The 17,086-nt window shown below is 67.5% G+C and carries 15 protein-coding genes; 8 read left to right on the top strand and 7 right to left on the bottom strand.

Going from position 1 to position 17,086, the window contains the following annotated elements:
• Positions 1-5 precede the first annotated feature (5 nt).
• From ABUE11_RS03385 to ABUE11_RS03375, 3 genes are all read left to right on the top strand, one after another.
• Positions 6-212, top strand: a complete 207-nt coding sequence (locus ABUE11_RS03385) for a lipoprotein (RefSeq protein WP_367067679.1) — start codon at positions 6-8, stop codon at positions 210-212.
• Positions 209-1,489: a diaminopimelate decarboxylase gene (gene lysA, locus ABUE11_RS03380; RefSeq protein WP_367067678.1), complete on the top strand. Its 1,281-nt coding sequence runs from the start codon at positions 209-211 to the stop codon at positions 1,487-1,489. Before ABUE11_RS03385 ends, lysA begins: the two co-directional genes overlap by 4 nt.
• 107 nt (positions 1,490-1,596) lie before the next feature.
• Positions 1,597-2,406 (top strand): MBL fold metallo-hydrolase, encoded by an 810-nt coding sequence (locus ABUE11_RS03375; protein WP_367067677.1) that lies wholly within the window; start codon positions 1,597-1,599, stop codon positions 2,404-2,406.
• 49 nt (positions 2,407-2,455) lie between these two features.
• Here the strand turns inward: ABUE11_RS03375 and ABUE11_RS03370 are convergent, their stop codons facing one another.
• The 5 genes from ABUE11_RS03370 to ABUE11_RS03350 all read right to left on the bottom strand — a co-directional run bounded on the left by ABUE11_RS03370 (position 2,456) and on the right by ABUE11_RS03350 (position 8,491).
• On the bottom strand, positions 2,456-3,100 hold the full coding sequence (locus ABUE11_RS03370; protein WP_367067676.1) for a protein-methionine-sulfoxide reductase heme-binding subunit MsrQ: 645 nt from the start codon (positions 3,098-3,100) through the stop codon (positions 2,456-2,458).
• 13 nt (positions 3,101-3,113) lie between these two features.
• A complete protein-coding gene (gene msrP, locus ABUE11_RS03365) occupies positions 3,114-4,109 on the bottom strand; it encodes a protein-methionine-sulfoxide reductase catalytic subunit MsrP (RefSeq protein WP_367067675.1) in 996 nt (331 codons plus the stop codon).
• Positions 4,110-4,230: 121 nt separating this feature from the next.
• On the bottom strand, positions 4,231-5,565 hold the full coding sequence (ccsB, locus tag ABUE11_RS03360; protein WP_367067674.1) for a c-type cytochrome biogenesis protein CcsB: 1,335 nt from the start codon (positions 5,563-5,565) through the stop codon (positions 4,231-4,233).
• Entirely contained in the window at positions 5,562-7,742 is a 2,181-nt protein-coding gene (locus tag ABUE11_RS03355) for a cytochrome c biogenesis protein ResB (protein WP_367067673.1), read from the bottom strand. The genes ccsB and ABUE11_RS03355 overlap by 4 nt, the downstream gene beginning before the upstream one ends.
• A 128-nt stretch (positions 7,743-7,870) precedes the next feature.
• On the bottom strand, positions 7,871-8,491 hold the full coding sequence (locus tag ABUE11_RS03350) for a c-type cytochrome (protein WP_367067672.1): 621 nt from the start codon (positions 8,489-8,491) through the stop codon (positions 7,871-7,873).
• Positions 8,492-8,574: 83 nt separating this feature from the next.
• On the opposite strand from ABUE11_RS03350, the gene yihA reads away from it, so the two are divergent.
• Entirely contained in the window at positions 8,575-9,291 is a 717-nt protein-coding gene (gene yihA, locus ABUE11_RS03345) for a ribosome biogenesis GTP-binding protein YihA/YsxC (protein ID WP_367067671.1), read from the top strand.
• A 220-nt stretch (positions 9,292-9,511) separates the two neighbouring features.
• Here yihA and ABUE11_RS03340 read toward each other — a convergent pair whose 3' ends face one another.
• Both ABUE11_RS03340 and ABUE11_RS03335 read right to left on the bottom strand, forming a co-directional pair.
• A complete protein-coding gene (locus ABUE11_RS03340) occupies positions 9,512-10,381 on the bottom strand; it encodes a lipid A biosynthesis acyltransferase (RefSeq protein WP_367067670.1) in 870 nt (289 codons plus the stop codon).
• On the bottom strand, positions 10,378-11,247 hold the full coding sequence (locus ABUE11_RS03335; RefSeq protein WP_367067669.1) for a lysophospholipid acyltransferase family protein: 870 nt from the start codon (positions 11,245-11,247) through the stop codon (positions 10,378-10,380). Before ABUE11_RS03335 ends, ABUE11_RS03340 begins: the two co-directional genes overlap by 4 nt.
• Before the next feature lie 136 nt (positions 11,248-11,383).
• On the opposite strand from ABUE11_RS03335, the gene metK reads away from it, so the two are divergent.
• The 4 genes from metK to ABUE11_RS03315 all read left to right on the top strand — a co-directional run bounded on the left by metK (position 11,384) and on the right by ABUE11_RS03315 (position 17,028).
• Positions 11,384-12,565, top strand: coding sequence for a methionine adenosyltransferase (gene metK / locus ABUE11_RS03330; protein WP_367067668.1), 1,182 nt, complete (start codon positions 11,384-11,386; stop codon positions 12,563-12,565).
• 15 nt (positions 12,566-12,580) lie between these two features.
• Positions 12,581-13,642: a bifunctional nicotinamide-nucleotide adenylyltransferase/Nudix hydroxylase gene (locus ABUE11_RS03325; protein ID WP_367067667.1), complete on the top strand. Its 1,062-nt coding sequence runs from the start codon at positions 12,581-12,583 to the stop codon at positions 13,640-13,642.
• Positions 13,643-13,902: 260 nt separating this feature from the next.
• The gene (locus ABUE11_RS03320; protein WP_367067666.1) at positions 13,903-15,255 is read left to right on the top strand and encodes a tetratricopeptide repeat protein; all 1,353 of its coding nucleotides are present in this window, start codon (positions 13,903-13,905) and stop codon (positions 15,253-15,255) included.
• Positions 15,256-15,375: 120 nt separating this feature from the next.
• A complete protein-coding gene (locus tag ABUE11_RS03315) occupies positions 15,376-17,028 on the top strand; it encodes an alpha/beta fold hydrolase (RefSeq protein WP_367067665.1) in 1,653 nt (550 codons plus the stop codon).
• Positions 17,029-17,086: the final 58 nt, after the last annotated feature.

Here is a 17,086-nt window from a genome sequence, read left to right as displayed (position 1 = left end):
TGCGTATGTTGAGAGCCCGCCAAATTCTAGTCAGGACCATTCCCCTTGCACTGAGCGTGGCAGCCATGGGCTGCGGGCAGCGCGGCCCGCTGTATCTGCCGACGGAACCCGCGGCAGCGCAGCGCGCCACCCTTCCCGAGACGCTCAACCCGGCCGCCACGCGCGCGCCTGCGCCCGCCACACCCTCTACCGCACCATCATCCCGTCCATGACCTCCCGCCCCCTGCCCGGCCACCCTCAGCTGCATTACCGCGATCAAGCCCTTTATCTCGAAGACCGCCGCCTGTCGGATCTGGCGCAGGAGCACGGCACTCCGCTGTATGTCTATTCGAAGGCATCCATGCTGCAGGCGCTTGCCGCCTACCAGCGCGGCTTTGCCGGGCGCAAGGTGCAGATCTGCTACGCGATGAAGGCCAACTCCTCGCTGGCCGTGCTGCAGCTGTTTGCGCGCCACGGCTGCGGCTTTGACATCGTCTCGGGCGGCGAGCTCTCGCGCGTGATCGCCGCGGGCGGTGATCCGGCCAAGGTCATCTTTTCGGGCGTGGGCAAGACCCGCGCAGAGATGCGCCAGGCGCTCGAGGCCGGCATCGGCTGTTTCAACGTCGAGAGTGAGGCCGAGCTCGAGGTGCTCAGCGACGTCGCCCAGTCCATGGGCCTGCGCGCCCCGGTGAGCATCCGCGTGAATCCCGACGTGGACGCCAAGACCCATCCCTACATCTCCACCGGCCTCAAGGACAACAAGTTCGGCATTGCCCACGAGCGCACGGTGGACATCTACCGCCGCGCCGCCGCCCTGCCGGGCCTGCGCGTGGTCGGCATCGATTGCCACATTGGCTCGCAGATCACCGAGGAGACACCCTACCTCGACGCCATGGACCGCCTGCTGGACCTGGTCGCCGCCATCGAGGCTGCGGGCGTTGCCATCCACCACATCGACTTTGGCGGCGGCCTGGGCATCGACTACAACGGCGACACGCCGCCCGCGGCCGATGTGCTGTGGGCCAAGCTGCTGGCCAAGCTCGATGCGCGCGGCTACGGCGATCGCCAGATCATGATCGAGCCCGGCCGTTCCCTGGTGGGCAATGCGGGCGTGTGCCTGACCGAGGTGCTGTACCTCAAGCCCGGCGAGCAGAAGAACTTCTGCATCGTCGACGCCGCCATGAACGACCTGCCCCGCCCGGCGATGTATCAGGCCTATCACGACATCGTCCCGCTCCAGGCCGAAGCGCAGGCGCCGCAGCAGATGTATGACGTGGTCGGCCCGATCTGCGAGAGCGGCGACTGGCTCGGACGCGAGCGCAGTCTGGCCGTGGCCCCGGGCGACCTGCTGGCCGTGCTGTCCACGGGCGCGTACTGCAGCTCCATGGGCAGCACCTACAACACCCGGCCACGTCCGGCCGAGGTGCTGGTCGACGGTGCCGCCGCACATGTGATCCGCGCGCGCGAGGGCGTGAGCGACATCTACCGCAGCGAAAGGCTGTTGCCGTGACGCCCGTCGCCATCTGCGTTGTGATACATATTTTTACTTGATAAACATCAAGCAATGACCCTTCCGGCGCAATTACCATTGCGCCGTTTTTGTTCTCCTCCGTTCGCATGCCCCTCACGCCGTTAGAGCTGTACCGCGACAAGCGCCATGCCTGCCTGATGTTCACCGACCTGATCGAGGAGGATGGCCAGGCCGTGCAGGCCAACCAGTTCCTGATCGTCGACAACGGCACGGGCGCCATCCTCGACCCGGGCGGCAACCTGGCCTTCAACGAGCTGTTCATGGGCATGTCCCAGCATTTCCCGCCGCACAAGCTGTCGTATCTGCTGGCCTCGCATGCCGATCCGGACATCATTGCCTCGCTCGACCGTTGGCTCACCAGCACCCGGGCCACGCTGGTCATCTCACGCGTGTGGGAGCGTTTCGCCCCGCATTTCACCAAGGTCGGCAAGACCGAGAACCGCATCCTCGCCGTGCCGGACGCCGGCGGCCACCTGCCGCTGGGGCAGAGCGAACTGGTGCTGCTGCCCGCGCACTTCATGCATTCCGAGGGCAATTTCCACTTCTACGACCCGGTCAGTCGCATCCTGTTTTCCGGGGATCTGGGCGTCTCCATGACAACGGGCCCCGAGGCGCGCGTGCCCGTCACCGACCTCGCCGCACACATCCCACGCATGGAGGGCTTTCACCGCCGCTACATGGTCTCCAACAAGATCCTGCGGCTGTGGACGCGCATGGCGCGCGGGCTGGACATCGCGCTGATCGCCCCACAGCATGGCGCGCCCATCATGGGCAAGCGGGCCATCAATGACTTCTTCGACTGGCTCGACGGGCTCGCCTGCGGCATAGACCTGTTCGACGACCGCGCCTACCAGCTGCCCACGGGCCGCCTCGAGCCGCTGACGCATCGCGCCTGAGACTTAAAGCCAAATCGGCCTACAAGGCAGATTCCACAAGCGTCGGCAGCTATCTTGTTGATAGCTTTCCTACCTGCAGCCTGTGCCCGAGGAACAGCACCACCCGTGCCAGCAGCAGCACGGCGACGATGGCCGCGTAGACAAAGACCTCGGCAAAGTCGTTCTTTCCGGCGCGCATCCAGAAGAAATGCAGCAGCGCCAGCAGCGCGATCAGATACACGCTGCGGTGCAGCCGCTGCCAACGGCGCCCGCCCAGCCAGCGTATGGCGCGGTTGAACGAGGTCGCGGCCAGCGCCAGCATCAGCGTGAACGCGCACATGCCCACCAGGATGAAGGGGCGCTTGGCCACGTCGCGCGCGATCTCACCCGCATCGAGCCCCATGTCGAACCAGGCGTAGGCCAGCAGGTGCAGCGCGGCATAGACAAAGGCGTAGACGCCCAGCATGCGTCGAAAGCGCGCCAGCGCGGGCAGGCCGAGCAGCACGCGCAGCGGGGTGACGGCCAGCGTCAGGCACAAGAGGCGCAGCGTCCAGTCGCCCAGGGATCGGATCAGCGCCTCGGCCGGATTGGCACCCAGGCCATCCGCGGCCGCGGCATACACCAGCCAGGCCAGGGGCAGCAGGCACAGCAGGTGCAGCACGGGCTTGGCCACGGCGTGCATGGCGACGGCGTGCAGGGGGCCGCGGGTGGACATCCGTCGTTCTTTATCAGTAGTTCTTGCGCAGGTCCATGCCGGCGTAGAGCTGGCCGACCTGGGTCTCGTAGCCGTTGAACAGCTCGGTCTTGCGCCGCTTGGCAAACAGCCCGCCCTCGCCGATGCGACGTTCCGTCGCCTGGCTCCAGCGCGGGTGATCGACGTCGGGGTTGACGTTGGAGTAGAAGCCGTACTCGTTGCGCGCGGCCTTGTTCCAGGCGGTCGCCGGCTCGTGCTCCGTGAAGCGGATCTTGACGATGCTCTTGGCGCTCTTGAAGCCGTACTTCCAGGGCACGACGATGCGCACCGGCGCGCCATTCTGGCCCGGCAGCACCTCGCCATACATGCCAAAGGCCAGCAGGGTCAGCGGGTGCATGGCTTCGTCCAGGCGCAGGCCCTCGGTGTAGGGCCAGTCGAGGATGCGGCTGCCCACGCCAGGCATGACGGACTTGTCGGCCAGGGTGACGAACTCCACATATTTGGCGCTGCCCAGGGGCTGCACGCGGCGGATCAGCTCAGCCAGCGAATAGCCCACCCAGGGAATGACCATGGACCAGCCCTCCACGCAGCGCAGGCGGTAGATGCGATCCTCCTGCGGGCTCAGTTTCAGCAGCTCGTCGATGTCGAAGCGCCGGGGCCTCGCGACCAGACCCTCGACCTCCACCGTCCAGGGCCGCGTCTTCAGGGTATGGGCGTTGCGCGCGGGGTCGGACTTGTCGGTGCCGAACTCGTAGTAGTTGTTGTAGCTGCTCGCGTCCTTGTAGTCCGTGAGCTTTTCCATGGTCACGGCGCCCGCGACGGCAGAGCGCGCACCGGGCAGCGCAGCCAGCCTGCCCGGGCGGCCCTGCTGGGCCAGCGCCTCGCGCCCGGCCCAAGCGGCAAGTGCCGCCCCACCGGCACCCGCGGCCAGCAGACGCAGCAGGGCGCGGCGCTCTTCATAGACGGGGCGCGGCGTGATCTCGCTCGCGCGCGGGTGATCGAAGCCGTTGTGGCGGTTGGGAATGTGCATGGAATGCCTCCAAAACGGCTGCCGGCCGCAAAAACAATAGCTGCCAGCGCATGCCAGTTGGCACTCTGAAACTCAATACACCGTCAAAGTTCCACAGAACATACGGCAGCAGCTCACATTTTTACAGCGCACCGTAGCTGTGCAGCCCGCTCAGGAACATGTTCACGCCGAGGAAGGCAAAGGTCGTGACGACCAGGCCGACCAGCGCCCACCAGGCCGACATGGTGCCGCGCAACCCCTTCATGAGGCGCATGTGCAGCCAGGCCGCGTAGTTGAGCCAGACGATGAGTGCCCAGGTTTCCTTGGGGTCCCAGCTCCAGTAGCCGCCCCAGGCCTCGGCCGCCCAGAGCGCGCCGAGCACGGTGGCGATGGTGAAGAAGGCAAAGCCCACGGCGATGGACTTGTACATCACGTCGTCAAGCACCTGCAGCGCGGGCAGGCCCTCGGCGATGCGCCGGCGCGCGAGCAGAATGCCGGCCACGATCAGCGCCGAGATGCCGAAATACACCATCCAGTAGGCGCTGCCGCCCTCGGTCGCCCCCTGGCGGAAGACGATGGGCTCGAAACACAGCACCACGCCCAGCAGCCACAGCGGCGCGAGCTTGTACCAGCGCGTCTCCTGCGCCTGCTGCTTGATGAGGTAGGCGAACGCCACCATGGCCGAGAGCGCAAACGTGCCGTAGCCGATGAAGTTGGCGGGCACATGCAGCTTCATCCACCAGCTGTTGAGGGCCGGCACCAGGGGCTGGATCTCGTGCGCCTCGCGCACCACCGTGTACCACAGCAGAAAGCCCACGGCGGCGCTCACCACCAGCATCACAAAGCCGCCGAGCGCGCGCGTCTGATACTGCTGCTCGTAGTAGAGGTAGAACAGGGCCGTCATCCAGCAGAACATGACGAACACCTCGTAGAGGTTGCTCACCGGCACATGGCCGATGTCGGGGCCGATCTGGTAGCTCTCGTACCAGCGCACCATGGTGCCGATCAGCGCCAGGGCCACGGCCACCCAGGCGATGCGCGAGCCTATGCGCATCATGGTCTGGCCCTGGCCGCGCGAGAACATGCCGACCCAGTAGAACACCGTGCTCATGAAGAACAGCATGCTCATCCACAGAATGGCGGACTGGCTCGACAGGAAGTACTTGAGGCCGAACACCGTCTCGGAGCGCGTGAGGTCGCCCACGCCATTGTTCTGGTACAGGCCTATGGCCAGCAGCGAGCAGGCGGCGACGGCCAGCATCAGGATGCGCAGCGGCCGCCAGAACCAGCCCAGCCAGATGGCGCCCGGGATGCTGGCGAGCAGAATGCCCTTCTCATACATGTCCATGGCGCTGCCGTAGCGCTGCAGCGTGTACAGGCCGCCGACCACCGTCACCAGCGCAAACAGCCAGTCCAGCCAGTTGCGGCGCGCGAAGTAGCCTTCGTTCAGGGTCAGCGTCGTGGTGGCGGTGTTCATGGTTGACCTCCATCGGGGGGTTGGCTGGCACCCAGTAGCTGGGTGCGTAGCTGTGCGAATTCGCGGTCCGTGTCCAGCGTCTTGCGGTTGGCCGACAGCGCCATCGTTGCCTGCGCGCCGTCGCCGCCCGGCGCCAGCCAGACCCACAGGCGCCGGTCGCGCACGTAGAGCATGGCAAAAACGCCGAGGATCAGCAGCGCGCAGCCCAGATACACCACGTTCTTGCCAGGGGCTCGGGCGACCTCGAAGACGCTGGCCTGAATCTGCTTGAAGTCGGCCAGCTCGAACACCAGCGGCGCCGGATAGGCCTGGGAGTCGCTGAGCGAGAGCACGGCCTGCGTCATGAAGGCCTGGGTCTTCTCGTCGCGCGGCAGCGGCGGCAGCTGCGCGCGCTCGCGCGTGATCTGCGCGAGCTCGAACAGCGCGCCGTTCATGATGCGCATGAGCACCTCGGCGGCGCGCTCGCGCTCGCCCGCGGGCACATTGGCCTCCATGAACTCCGAGATCGCCGGCAGGCCCGCGAGCGGGCGACCGTTGACGGCGGCCACCTTCTCCAGCGCCGCCGTGCCCGGTGCGGGCGCGTCGCCCGCAAACAGGGCCAGCGCACGCCCCGCGGACTGCGCCAGCTGCTCGGCCAGATCGCTGCGGGCCGGGTCCACGGCCTGGGCCGCATAGCGGCGCACGGCCAGCTCGCGCAGCGCCGGGTCGCCGAGCGCCTGGCGCAGGCGCACAAAGCCGTCCATGCGGCCCTCGGCATCGACGGGCACGCGCAGGTAGCGCATGGGCTCGGCCTGCGATTCGCGCACGCCCAGCATGAACACGGGCTGGCCATCGCCCGTGTCCACGGGCAGCATGAAGTTGTTGTACTCGCGCGCCTGGCCGGAGGCGTCGCGCAGCTTGTAGCTCACACTCGGGCCGACGTTGCGCAGCTCGCGCTTGGTCACGGTCTTGTTGCCCGCACCCAGGCGCGACTCGATCGAGCTGCGCAGGTCCACCTTGCGCACGTCCACGCCCGAGCCGCTGCCGTCGTCGCCGAAGTTCTCGACGTTGAGCACGCGCAGGCCCGTGAACTCCAGCGTCATGGCCTCGCCGGTGACCGCGTTCTTGAGTTCGGTGGAGCCGCCGATCACGCCCTCCACGTCGAACGGCGTGCCGCCGGGCACCAGCGGCAGCGCATGGAGCTTGACCTCGGAGCCGCCGTCGTCAAAGCTCGACTGGTAGATCTGCACCCCGCCGTAGCTCACCGGATGGTTGACCTCCACCCGCGCCGGCGTGGTCTGGCCCGTGGCCAAGTCATGGATCACGATGTCGCTGGCAAACAGCTTGGGCATGCCCGTGGAGTAATGCTCGACGACGAATTTCTTGAGCTCCACGGCAAACGGCAGCTCCTGCAGCAGGATGCCGTCGGACTGGCTCAATATGGCCGTGGCGGCGGTCTTGCCCTCGGTCACCACCAGGTTGCCGCGGAAAGTGGGATTGCTGGCCGACAGGCGATGCTCGGGCTTGACGTCGGCAATGAAGCCGCCGCCCGAAAACGGCGTCTTGCCGCCAAACCACATCTGCGCGCGCACCATGAGGTCGCCATCGAGCAAGCCCCCCAGGCACACGAGCACGATGGCGCTGTGCGCGGCGATGTAGCCGAGCTTGTTGGCCGCTCCGGCCTTGGCCGCCACCATCCAGCCATCGCCGGCCGGCGTCTGGCGCCTTTGCAGGCGCACCTTCCAGCCACCCGAGACGAGCTGGCGGCCGATGCGCTGCGCCGCGGCCTCGGTGCCCTCCCCGTCCAGATGGGCGCTGGTCTTGTGGTGAAAGGCCTGCAGGCTTTGCTCGCGGATGTTCTCCTTGTAGTTGCGCAGATCGGCCAGGTACTTGGGCGCGTGGCGCGCAATGCACAGCGAGGTGCTCACCACCAGAAAGCCCAGGATCAGCAGAAACCACCAGGCGCTGTAGACGGCATTGAGCTTGAGCGCGAGAAACAGCTCGGCCCAGAACGGCCCGAACTGGTTCACGTAGTTGTTCACCGGCTCATGCTGCTTGAGCACGGTGCCTATGACCGAGGCGATGCAGATCACCGTCAGGAGCGCGATCGCAAAGCGCATGGACGCCAGCAGCTCGGTCAGCGAGCGCGTGGCGGGCGAGCGCGGCGCATGGCCATGGCGCTGGGAGGTGTCAGACATGAAGAAGCGAAAGCCCGGATGTGAAAAAGGCGGGCCACCCGTTCAGATGTGCCCGCCCAGCCTTGGGTGCGATTATCGGCGCAAGGTTCCCTGCACGCCGCCCAGCACCCCTACGGCCTTGATATGTATCAACGCAACCCGGCAATGTAGTCGGACACGGCCTTGATCTCGCGGTCGTTGAGCTTGGCGGCCACGTCGCGCATCTGGATGTTGTTGCCGCGCTTGCCGTCGCGGAAGTCCGTGAGCTGCTTGACGGTGTAGTCCGCATGCTGACCCGACAGACGCGGGTATTGCGAGGGGATGCCCGCGCCGTTGGGGCTGTGGCAACCCGCGCAGGCGGCGATCTTGCGATCCTGGATGCCGCCGCGGTAGATGCGCTCGCCCAGGGCGACCAGATCCTTGTCCTTGGCAAAGCCTTCCTTGGCCTTTTGCGAGGCCAGCCAGGCGGCCACGTTGCGCATGTCGTCGTCGCTCAGCATGGCGGCCATGCCCTGCATGACGGCGTCGGCACGCTTACCCGACTTGAACTCCTGCAGCTGCTTGACCAGATATTCCGGATGCTGCTGCGCCAGCGACGGGTTGGCCGCGATGGTGGAATTGCCGTCCGCCGCGTGGCAGGCGGCGCACACCGCCGCGTAGCTGGCCTCGCCCTTGGCCAGGTCGGGCTTGGCGGGCGCCTGCTGCGCGAAGGAGGTAACGGCGGAAGCTGCCAGCGCGGCAGCCGTGAACAGGGAGGCGAGCAACTTCATATCGAGGGTTCTTGTCTTATATGCGCAAAACCCCGCGATTCTACAATGCGCCCCGAATTGTTCCAGTTCGAATACATCAAACTATGCCCACCAAGCCACCCACTGCCGCGGCCGTGACCGGCACCCTGCCCGACGCCAAGGCGGCCCTGGGATGGATGCACACCGCGCGCTTTCTGACCACCGCAGCCCAACTGCACCAGCTGCCCGCCATCGACGTGCCCGAGATCGCCTTCGTCGGCCGCTCCAACGCCGGCAAGTCCACCTGCATCAACACCCTCACGCAGCAGCGACAGCTGGCCTTTGCCTCCAAGAAACCGGGGCGCACCCAGCACATCAACCTGTTCGCCCTGGGCAAGCAGGGCGCCACCGACGCCGTGCTGGCCGACCTGCCCGGCTACGGCTACGCGGCCGTCTCGCGCTCGGACAAGCAGCGCTGGCAGCAGGTCATGGCCAACTACCTGGTGAGCCGCCAGGGCCTCACAGGCATCGTGCTGCTGTGCGACCCGCGCCTGGGGCTCACCGAGCTCGACGAGGCGCTGCTCGAGATCGTGCGTCCGCGTGTCGAGCAGGGCCTCAAGTTCCTGGTGCTGCTCACCAAGGCCGACAAGCTCACGCGCTCGGAGCAGGCCAGGGCCCTGTCCATCACCCGACTCAACGCCGGCGGCGGCGAGGTGCGCATGTTCTCGGCCCTCAAGCGCCAGGGCGTGGAGGATGTGGCGCAGCTGCTGTGGCAATGGGCGCATCCCCCGCTGGCCGAAGCCGCCGACGCCGCACCCGCACCCGCACCCGATTTGCCGTAAGAACGGCTCAAGTAGCGAGACCTGTTGATTGCACGCGGTGCTTGCAAAACCCTCCGTCATCCCCGCGCAAGCGGGGATCCAGGCGCTACACAAGCAGTTGCCTCGTCACCGCTTTGGATCCCCGCTTGCGCGGGGATGACGGGGTCAATAGGTTCGCTACCTGTGCAATGAAAATGCTAGCTACTGACGCTTGCCTATCAAGCGCTGGAGGCCAAAAACATCAATAAACCGATTCCTGCCCCTCGGGCCGCGTCTTGAAGCGCTTGTGCACCCAGTAGTACTGCGCGGGCATGGTGCGGATGGCGGCCTCGAGCTCGCGGTTCATGCGCGCGGTGTCCGCCACATGATCCTCGGTGGGAAAGTTCTCCCAGGCCGGCGTCAGCACCGCCTCATAGCCTTCGGGGGTCATGCGGCTGTACAGCGCCACGACCTTGGCCCGGCCCAGGCGCGCAAAGCGCGACAGTGACGGGATCGTGGCCACCTCGGGCATGGCGAAAAAGGGCACGAAGACCGAGTCGTTGCGGCCATAGTCCATGTCCGGCAGCAGGTACAGCAGCCCGCCCTTGCGCAGGCAGGCGATGATGGGCTTGACGCCGTCGGCGCGGTTGAGCATGCGCACATTGCCAAAGCGCTGGCGCCCGGCCATGAACCAGGCATCGAGCGCCGGGTCGGGGTTGGTGGCGAAGATGGACGTGAACTCACGCGCGGTATTGAGCGGCAGCGCCAGGCCGCCCGCATCCATGCTGTAGAAATGCGGAGCGAAGACGATGGTGGGCGTGTCGCCGTCCAGCTCGTGCACGGCGCCCGTGAGCTTCACACGCGAGCGCACCAGCGCCTCCGAGCCCGACCACAGCCAGCTGCGATCCAGAAACGTCTGGCAGAACACGACAAAGCTCTCGCGCGCCCAGGCGCGGCGCTGGGCCTCGGGCACGTCGGGAAAGCACAGCTCCAGGTTGCGCAGCGCCACCTTGCGCCGCGGCGCGGCGAGCACGAACAGCAGCCGGCCTATGAGCCAGCCCAGCGCCCGCAGCCAGGACAGCGGCAGCCGCGCGAGCAGCCCCATGAATGCGACGGCCACGCGCGTCGTCATGCCCGGCCCTCGTCGGCCGGCGCGGCGCTGGTGTGCGCCTCGGTGCGCGGTTGCTTGTAGCGTGCGTAGCCCCACAGGTATTGCTCGGGGCTTTGGCGAATGAGTTGTTCCATGGCTTGATTGATCTGCAGCACGGCGGCGTCGAGTGTAGGCGCGAGCGGCTCGGGCAAGTCCTGCAGGTGCAGCCGATAGCCGCTGCCGCGCGGCAGACGCTCGCAGCGCGCCAGGACAACGGCCGCGCCCGTCTGCTGCACCAGGCGCGCGGCCAGCGTCATGGTGTAGGCCTGCGCCCCGAAGAACGGCGACCACAGGCCCTGGCCCTGGGGCGGCACCTGGTCGGGCAACAGACCCACGGCGCGGCCCGCGCGCAGGGCCTTGATCATCTGGCGCACACCCTGCAACGTGGTCGGCACGGCCGCAATGCCCGGGCGGTTGCGCGCCGTGCGCATGAGCTCGGCCAGCCAGCGCTGGCGCGCCGGGCGGTACAGGATGGTGATGGGGCCGTGCTGCGGCGCCCAGCGCCCCGCGGCGGCCTGCACCGACATCTCGAAGCAGCCGACATGCGGCGTGAGGAACACGATGCCGCGGCCCGCGGCCCAGGCCCGCTCCACACAGTCGGCGCCGCGAATTTCACATGCGGGCGTCTCGGACGCGAGCCACAGGCGCGGAGCCTCGGCCACCATACGCCCGGCGTGCGCGACGGCCGGGCGCACCTGACAGAACGCATAGCCGGCACGCGCGGCATTGGCCACGAAGCGCCGCCTGTAGGTGGGCGACGCAAGGAACGCCACCCACCCCAGCACCGCGCCGATGGCATGGAGCAACCACAACGGCAGTGCAGAAAACAGGCGAAAAAGCGAAGGCATTAGAATGACGGGGTCGCCGAGTTAAATGAGCAACTTGCAGGGCGACGTTAAACACAACTGCTAAAGCGTTCGCCACAGGGCTCCGAAAAGCTATGGGCAACGCCCAAATGCTGCAAACACCGGAGTTTATTTTCAAATGGCGAACGACTTCCTCTTCACTTCCGAATCGGTCTCTGAAGGCCATCCCGACAAGGTGGCGGACCAGATCTCCGATGCCATCCTCGATGCCATCCTCGAACAGGATCCGCGCTCGCGCGTCGCGGCCGAGACGCTGACCAACACCGGCCTCGTCGTGCTCGCCGGCGAGATCACCACCAACGCCCATGTGGACTACATCCAGGTGGCGCGCGACACCATCCGCCGCATCGGCTACGACAACACCGACTACGGCATCGATTACAAGGGCTGTGCCGTGCTCGTGGCCTATGACAAGCAGAGCAACGACATCGCCCAGGGCGTGGACCACGCGAGCGACGACCACCTGAACACCGGCGCCGGCGACCAGGGCCTGATGTTCGGCTACGCCTGCGACGAGACGCCCGAGCTCATGCCCGCGCCCATCCACTACGCGCACCGCCTGGTCGAGCGCCAGGCCCAGTTGCGCAAGGACGGCCGCCTGCCCTTCCTGCGCCCCGACGCCAAGAGCCAGGTGACCATGCGCTATGTCGACGGCAAGCCGCACTCGATCGACACCGTGGTGCTGTCCACCCAGCACAGCCCCGACCAGAGCGAGAGCGCCACCAAGATGAAGGCCAGCTTCACCGAGGCCATCATCGAGGAGATCATCAAGCCCGTGCTGCCCGCCGAGTGGCTCAAGGACACCAAGTACCTGATCAACCCCACGGGCCGCTTCGTCGTCGGCGGCCCGCAGGGTGACTGCGGCCTCACGGGGCGCAAGATCATCGTCGACACCTACGGCGGCGCCTGCCCGCACGGTGGCGGGGCGTTCTCCGGCAAGGATCCGACCAAGGTCGACCGCAGCGCCGCCTACGCCGCGCGCTACGTGGCCAAGAACATCGTCGCCGCCGGCCTGGCGCGCCAATGCCAGGTGCAGGTGGCCTACGCCATCGGCGTGGCGCGGCCCATGAACGTCACCGTCTATACCGAGGGCACGGGCGTGATCGCCGACGACAAGATCGCCGAGCTGGTGCGCGAGCACTTCGACCTGCGCCCCAAGGGCATCATCCAGATGCTGGACCTGCTGCGCCCGATCTACGCCAAGACCGCCGCCTACGGCCACTTCGGCCGCGAGGAGCCCGAGTTCACCTGGGAGCGCACCAACAAGGCGGCCGCCCTGCGTGCAGCGGCGGGGCTCTGAAAAGCCGGCGCCCCCATGCACGACGCCGCCGTCCTCATAGGGCGCTTTCAGCCGGTACACAACGGCCATCTGGCCCTGCTGCGCGAGGCCCTGGCCCGGGCGCGGCAGGCCATCGTCGTGCTGGGCTCGGCGCACCAGGCGCGCACGCCCAGAAACCCCTTCACCTGGCAGGAGCGTGCCGCCCTGCTGCGTGCCGCCCTGCCCGAGAGTGAACGCGCGCGCCTGACCGTGCTGCCCATGCGCGACTACTACGACGAGCCGCGCTGGGCGCAGGCCGTGCAGCAAGCGGTGGCCCAGACCACCGCGCCCGGCTCGCGCATCGCCCTGGTGGGCCATTTCAAGGACGACACCAGCAGCTACCTGCGCGCCTTTCCGGGCTGGGACCTGATCCGCATGCCGCGCCAGGGCGCCATCGACGCCACGCCGATACGCGACGCCTACCTCGGCGCCAGCGCCGCCACGCTCGATCAGGCCCTGGCACCGTTCGCGAACCAGCTGCCCGCCGCCACGCGCGACTGGCTCGAAGAGTTCAGCCACACCCCGCACTACCCCGCCCTGCAGGAGGAATGGCGCATGCTGCGCGCCTACCGCGAGAGCTGGGCCGGCGCGCCCTACCCGCCCGTGTTCGTCACCGTCGATGCGCTGCTGCGCTGCCAGGGCCGGGTGCTGCTGATCCGCCGCGCCCACGCGCCCGGCAAGGGCCTGTGGGCGCTGCCCGGCGGCTTCGTGGAGCCGCGCGACACCCTCTGGCAGTCCTGCCTGCGCGAGCTGGCCGAGGAAACCCACTGCCCCCTGCCCGAGGAGCGCCTGCGCGCCGCGCTGCGCGCCGTGCAGGTCTTCGACCACCCCGGCCGCAGCCAGCGCGGGCGCGTCATCACCCACGCCTATTTCTTCGACCTGGGCGACGAGGCCCTGCCCGAGGTACGCGGCGGCGACGATGCGGCGCACGCCCAATGGGTGGCGCAGGAAGACCTGGCGGGCATGGAAGACCAGTTCCACGACGACCACTGGCATATCCTCGACCGGCTGCTCGGGCTCACGGAACCGCCCGCGGCGCCTGCTGAGCAACGCCGATGAACGCCACCAAGCCGCCAGATCCAAGCCATTGATTCGCTTGGTTTCTCGCCTGGATGCGTCATTGGCGTTGGGATGGCTGCGCCACTCCGCATTCGTCTGTTGGGCCCTCACGCCCCTGTGGTTTGGTGAATGTGGGGCTCGCATTCGCGTCTCGAGGCCATTTGTCCCATTGGGACCGCAGGGGACGATCAAGGGACGAGGGCTGCCTACGCTGCGCGGACCGAATGCAATCCCGCATCGGTGCCCAACGGAGGTTTCCCATGGCACTTCACGATCAGTACGGCCAGGCCTTGTCCACGGCCAATGCGTCCTCGGTGACGGCTTACGACCGCACCATCGAACTCTTCAGCGGATTCCGGCGAGACCCTCTGGCGGTCATCGGCCAGGCACTCGAGCAAGACCCGGACTTCGTGTCCGGCCATCTCGCACGCGCCGCCCTGATGCTCGGCAGCTTTGACCCCATGCTCGTGACCATGGCAGGGCAATGCCTCGACGTGGCCGCAGCCTGCCGCACCTCGCCGAATGGCCGCGAGCGATCGCTGCAGGGCGCATTGCGGGCCTGGGTCACGGAGGGCATGGACGCGGGCAACCGCGCGCTCGATCGCCATGTCGTCGACCATCCTCGCGACATGCTGGCCATCCAGCTGGCCCACCTGAGCGATCTGATGCTGGGGCGCACGGCCATGTTGCGCGACCGGCTTGCGCGTGTGCTGCAGAAATGGGATCAGGACGAGCCAGGCTACCCATATCTGCAGGCGATGCTGGCCTTCGGTCTCGAAGAGAACGGCTCATATGGACAGGCCGAGGCCCTTGGCCGCCACGCATTGGAGCGCCAACCCAACTGCACCTGGGCTGTGCATGCCGTCGCGCATGTCTACGAGATGAGTGGTCGCACCGAGGCCGGCCTGCGATGGCTGGAGCAGACACGCGCACGCTGGCAGAGTCAGAACATTCTTTCGGTTCACAACCACTGGCACCTGGCCTTGTTCCGTCTCGAACACGACGGTGCCGACGCCGCGATGGCCTTGTACGACGAGGCGATCGCGCCCACGGCGGAATCGCTCGCCATGAACCTGTCGGACGGCACCGCGCTGCTCTGGCGACTAACCCTCCAGGGCGCGGACGCGGGCTGGCGCTGGAGCGCATTGGCCGAACGCTGGCTGCAACGACCCACCTGGGGGCGCACCGCATTCACCGACCTGCATGCAGTCTTGTGCATGGCCGTGAGCGGCAGCGACGAACAGAGCCAGGCCCTGGCAGAGGCCATTCGTCGGGGAGCAGCGGGGCACGGCACGGCAACCGCTTGGAGCAGCGTCGTGCTGCCCGCCCAGCGGGCCTTCATCGATTTCGTGGCTGGTGAATACCGCGCCTGCGCTGACCGGCTGCTGCCCTTGCTGCCGCAGGCACAGGCGGTTGGCGGCAGTCATGCACAGCGCGAGTTGCTGCTGCTGACCGCCCGTTGCGCCGCCGAGCATTGCGGCGACAACGCACTGGCCGACGCCCTGGGCGGACAACTGCAGCAGTCCCGTCGCCTGGCCCATCGCGGACTGTCGCAAGACACTCGCCCGAGGTCCGACTCCGAGGCCTTGGCCGAGTTCGCCATGGCTGTCTGAGCGCGGCGCGACGTCAGCGAACGCACTTGCGCCGTGCTGCCTTCGTGGACGCAGCCATGAATGGCATCGACCGATCGGGCGCGGCAATGCACCGAAACGCAGCGCGTTTAGGATCGCGACATGGAACGGGCAACTATCCCACCCTTGGAACTGCGGCTTCTGGGTGTGCCGGAAGTCCGCATCGGCGGTGCCGCGGTGGCGCTGTCGCTGACGCGCGCGTACGCCTTGCTTGGTCATCTGGCCATCGAAGGCAGGCCACTGCCGCGCGAGCACCTGGCCGCGCTCTTGTGGCCCGAGGCCGGGCCCACCATTGGACGCACCCGCCTGCGACGTCTGATCTACCGGATTGAGGAGGTCTGTGGGCGCTCAATGTTCGATACGCAGGAAGGCAGCCTGGCGCTGAACACGGCGGGCTTGTCCTGTGATGCCACGGCGTTTCGGCGGCGCGCCCGCGAGTTGATCGCCGATAGCGCTCGCGGCCGTTTCGATGCCAAAGCGGAACAACTCGCACAGGACGCCTGCGCGCCCCTGATGGACGGGCTCGACTGCGACTCGGATGCGTTCGACGATTGGCTGCGCACGCAGCGAACCGAGCAGGAGCAGCTGCTCGCGCGGCTCCTGTTGCGGCTGGCCGAACACCAGCGGTCCACGGGTCGACGCGGCGATGCCGAGCAGACCGCTGAGCGACTGTTGTGCGTGCAACCCTACGCCGAACCTGGCTACGTGATGCGCATGGCCTTGGCCGCCGACGCCCGGGACGCGGCCGGTGTGGATGCGGTGTTCATGCGCTGTGCGCAAGCGCTGCGTGACGAATTCGGCGTCAAGCCTTCCCCCGCAACCGAGCAGGCCTACCTGGAGCAGCGCCGGCGTGCCGAGGAGCCCGAAGGCGCACGGCCACGAGACTCCTCGTCCGGACCGTGCCCGATCGACGTGCGCTTTGCGCCGGCGAGTCACGGGCCGGTGGCCTACACCACCGTTGGCGAGGGGCCTCAGGCACTGGTTGTCATGCCCGGCTTCGTGTCCCACATCGAGATCGGATGGGAGCACCCTGGCGTGCGCGACGGCCTTTTGCAGCTGGCCCGGCACTTCCGTCTCGTCCTGTTCGATCGCCGCGGCGTCGGCCTGTCGGAGCGACTCGGTCGGGTGAGCACGGTCGAGTCCACCGCGAGCGACGTGCTGGCCATTCTTGATCACGCCGGCATCGATCGCGCCTGGCTGTTCGGCTCGTCCGAGGGCGGGCCGGCGGCGGTGCATCTGGCCGCCCACCATCCAGAGCGCGTCGACGGCCTGATCCTGTTCGGCGCCATGGCCCGCGGAAGCCAGGACACAGACTATCCATGGGCGCTTCGCCGGGAGGCTTTCGACGCATGGATGCGCGGGCTGGTGGCCCAATGGGGCGGCCCGGCCGACATCGGGACCTTCGCGCCATCGGTGGCCGACGATCCCTGGACACGGGCCTGGTGGGCACGGCTGTTGCGGCATGCGGCCTCACCCGCAAGCTTGCGCGCCGTGCTGGGTGGCCTGCGTGACGCCGACGTGCGGGATCTGCTTGACCGGGTGAGCTGCCCCACGCTGGTGATGCACCGGCGCGGCGACCGCGCCGTGCGCTTTCAGGCGGGCGAGTTCCTCGCCGCCGGCATCCGTGGTGCCCGATTCAAGCCCCTCGATGGCGACTGCCACTGGTGGTGGATTGACGGCAGCGAAACGGTGACGCAAGCCATCATCGACTTCGCGGCTCAGGGACGAAACAGGGACGCCCGCTCGATAACTTGATGGCCTCGGCTGGCGATGTCCGCCAGCCACGTCGGCAAGCGCCGCCGTCCCTTCACCG

The sequence above is a fragment of the Oryzisolibacter sp. LB2S genome (assembly GCF_040732315.1).
Classification (GTDB): Bacteria; Pseudomonadota; Gammaproteobacteria; order Burkholderiales; family Burkholderiaceae_C; genus Alicycliphilus; species Alicycliphilus soli.
The sequence above is the reverse complement of the archived record's forward strand: the minus strand, read 5'-3'. Positions and strand labels throughout refer to the sequence as shown.

Excerpts from the sequence above, each read along its gene's own strand:
- ABUE11_RS03385 (WP_367067679.1), top strand. The coding sequence starts at position 6 with ATGTTGAGAGCCCGCCAAATTCTAGTCAGGACCATTCCCCTTGCACTG.
- lysA (WP_367067678.1), top strand. The coding sequence starts at position 209 with ATGACCTCCCGCCCCCTGCCCGGCCACCCTCAGCTGCATTACCGCGAT.
- ABUE11_RS03375 (WP_367067677.1), top strand. The coding sequence starts at position 1,597 with ATGCCCCTCACGCCGTTAGAGCTGTACCGCGACAAGCGCCATGCCTGC.
- ABUE11_RS03370 (WP_367067676.1), bottom strand. The coding sequence starts at position 3,100 with ATGTCCACCCGCGGCCCCCTGCACGCCGTCGCCATGCACGCCGTGGCC.
- msrP (WP_367067675.1), bottom strand. The coding sequence starts at position 4,109 with ATGCACATTCCCAACCGCCACAACGGCTTCGATCACCCGCGCGCGAGC.
- ccsB (WP_367067674.1), bottom strand. The coding sequence starts at position 5,565 with ATGAACACCGCCACCACGACGCTGACCCTGAACGAAGGCTACTTCGCG.
- ABUE11_RS03355 (WP_367067673.1), bottom strand. The coding sequence starts at position 7,742 with ATGTCTGACACCTCCCAGCGCCATGGCCATGCGCCGCGCTCGCCCGCC.
- ABUE11_RS03350 (WP_367067672.1), bottom strand. The coding sequence starts at position 8,491 with ATGAAGTTGCTCGCCTCCCTGTTCACGGCTGCCGCGCTGGCAGCTTCC.
- yihA (WP_367067671.1), top strand. The coding sequence starts at position 8,575 with ATGCCCACCAAGCCACCCACTGCCGCGGCCGTGACCGGCACCCTGCCC.
- ABUE11_RS03340 (WP_367067670.1), bottom strand. The coding sequence starts at position 10,381 with ATGACGACGCGCGTGGCCGTCGCATTCATGGGGCTGCTCGCGCGGCTG.
- ABUE11_RS03335 (WP_367067669.1), bottom strand. The coding sequence starts at position 11,247 with ATGCCTTCGCTTTTTCGCCTGTTTTCTGCACTGCCGTTGTGGTTGCTC.
- metK (WP_367067668.1), top strand. The coding sequence starts at position 11,384 with ATGGCGAACGACTTCCTCTTCACTTCCGAATCGGTCTCTGAAGGCCAT.
- ABUE11_RS03325 (WP_367067667.1), top strand. The coding sequence starts at position 12,581 with ATGCACGACGCCGCCGTCCTCATAGGGCGCTTTCAGCCGGTACACAAC.
- ABUE11_RS03320 (WP_367067666.1), top strand. The coding sequence starts at position 13,903 with ATGGCACTTCACGATCAGTACGGCCAGGCCTTGTCCACGGCCAATGCG.
- ABUE11_RS03315 (WP_367067665.1), top strand. The coding sequence starts at position 15,376 with ATGGAACGGGCAACTATCCCACCCTTGGAACTGCGGCTTCTGGGTGTG.